Annotated in this window: 2 protein-coding genes; both read left to right on the plus strand. The window is 71.8% G+C overall.

The window, feature by feature from the left end; translation table 11 throughout:
* Positions 1 to 639, plus strand: a 639-nt coding sequence (locus ACRDSQ_RS17750; protein WP_431422578.1) for a hypothetical protein, incomplete at its 5' end; no start/stop codon positions are given.
* Between the two features lie 241 nt (positions 640 to 880).
* Positions 881 to 2,194, plus strand: a complete 1,314-nt coding sequence (locus tag ACRDSQ_RS17755; protein ID WP_431422579.1) for a serine/threonine-protein kinase — start codon at positions 881 to 883, stop codon at positions 2,192 to 2,194.
* The last annotated feature ends 131 nt before the right edge of the window (positions 2,195 to 2,325 follow it).

Below are 2,325 nucleotides of genomic sequence, written 5' to 3' on the forward strand. Positions count from 1 at the left end.
GCGACGCTGTGCGGGGCCGTGGCCGCCGCCACCGTGATCACCCGTGACCGCGAGGCGGCCGACGCGAGCTCCCGGCCGAGCAACCAGATCACCGGCGAGCGCGCTCTCCTGCCCGACGAGCTCAACCGCGCGGTCGCCGGAGCGCGCCTGCCCGACCCGAAGACCGGCAGCGCGTCCGCGACCCTGAACAAAGGCCAGGAAGCGGGTCCCGCGGTCCCGCCCGCGCGCACAGGGGGCAGCCAGAGCGGCACCCACGGCGGCGCTCAGGGTGTGGGCCGGGCCGACTCGGGCGACACGCCGCAGCGGGCGCCGATCCCGGAGCAGGTGCGGCCCAAGACGTCGAACCGCGAGCTGGTGATCGAGTACTACCGGCTGATCGAAAGCGACCCGCGGCGGGCCTACGCGCTGCTGTCGGGCGATGTCTTCGACACCACGCTCGGCCAGTTCCTCGGCTCGTGGTCCAGGGTCAGCAAGGTCGAGGTCCTCGAGGTCGTCGAACAGGCCGACGGCGTCGTCGCGGTCGTCCGGATGCACCTGCTCGGCGGCTCCCAGCTGCGGATCAGGCAGCTGCTCACGGTGGCCGACACCGTGCCGCAGCGGATCATCGGAGCCGAGCTGTTGTCGGCCCAACTCAACTAGTTCGCCACGAACGGTCCAATTCGACGCCCTCCTGTGACAATATGTAGCCGCCGCATCGGGGCCGCGGGGGAACAGGGCTGTGTCTGTGCGCGCAGCGTGAACGCCTAGCCTTGAACGGTCGGGCACTTGGGACCCACCGCGTCGTCCGCGCTGGTTCCCTGGTCAGGCCGATGGCGCGCACCCTGCGCGCGCGACGTGAACCCCACGAGGCGCTTCGTGGGCGAGGGAGGTTCCGGTCGGGATGAGCGACGAGGGCCGGCTGGTCGCCGGGCGCTACCGGCTGGTCGAACGCATTGGCAGCGGTGCCATGGGCGTGGTCTGGCGGGCGGTCGACGAACGCCTGAACCGCTCGGTCGCGGTCAAGAAGCTGCTCCTGCCGCCCGGCCTGCCCCCCGAGGAAGCCGATGAGGCCGTCGCCCGCTGCCTGCGGGAGGGACGCATCGCCGCGCGCCTGCACCACCCGAACGCCATCGCGGTGTTCGACGTGGTCGACGAGGACGGCGTGCCCTGCCTGATCATGGAGTACCTGCCGTCGGTCAGCCTGGCCATCGCGCTGTCCGACGACGGGCCGATGGACCCGGTCGAGGTGGCCCGGATCGGCAGCCAGGTCGCGGCCGCGCTCGCCGCCGCGCACGCCGCGGGCATCGTGCACCGCGACATCAAGCCCGGCAACATCCTGCTCGGCGACGACGGCTCGGTGAAGATCACCGACTTCGGCATCTCCCGGGCCACCGACGACGTCACCGTCACCAAGACCGGTTTGATCGCGGGCACGCCCGCGTACCTGGCCCCCGAGGTGGCGATCGGCCGCGAGCCGTCGGCCGCCTCCGATGTCTTCTCTCTCGGCTCGACGCTCTACGCCGCCGCCGAGGGCGAACCCCCGTTCGGGCTCTCCGAGAACACGCTGGGGCTGTTGCACGCAGTCGCGTCCGGCAAGCTGAACGAGCCGAAGCAGTCCGGCGCGCTTACCGGCGTGCTGTTGGCGCTGCTGGCCACCGAGGTCGACGACCGCCCCAGCGCGGGTCGCGCCCGGGACCTGCTGGCGGCGGTGGCGCGGGGCGAGGAACCCAACCTGCCCAAGATCGCCGCGGGTGAGCCCGACGTGGCCACCCGGCTGGTGGTCACCACCGGCCCGACAGCCGCGCGCGAGCCCGAGCCGGCCGTCAAGTCGGCCAAACCGCTGGTCTTCGCCAGCGCCGCGGTCACGGTCGCGCTGGCCCTGGGCGCGTGGATGGTGCTCAACAACCGCGGTGCCGCCGACCAGATCGACGACGGCCCGACCCGGCTCAACAACGTGCCGTCGTCGACGGTGACCGTCACCGAGTCGGTCTCGGCGACGCTGGAGCCGACGACGACGGTCAAGGTGGTCCCGACCAGCAGGTCCGCGCCCGCCAGCACCACTTCGGGCTCGGAGGAGCCCTCCACAAGCACACAGCCGACTGAGGCCACGACAACGACGACGACTACGGTTTCCACAACTCCCTCCACCCCGACGTCGACGAGTGACCCTGGACCAACCGCGACACAGGTGACCTCACCCCCGCCCAAACCGTGAACCAGGAGCCCAGATGACCGACGAGCAGGTCATGGTCGCCGGGCGCTACCGGCTTGGTTCCCGCATCGGCAGCGGTGCCATGGGTGTGGTCTGGCAGGCGCACGACGACCGGCTGCACCGCACGGTCGCGG

The sequence above is a fragment of the Actinokineospora sp. genome, assembly GCF_050699995.1.
GTDB lineage: Bacteria > Actinomycetota > Actinomycetes > Mycobacteriales > Pseudonocardiaceae > Actinokineospora.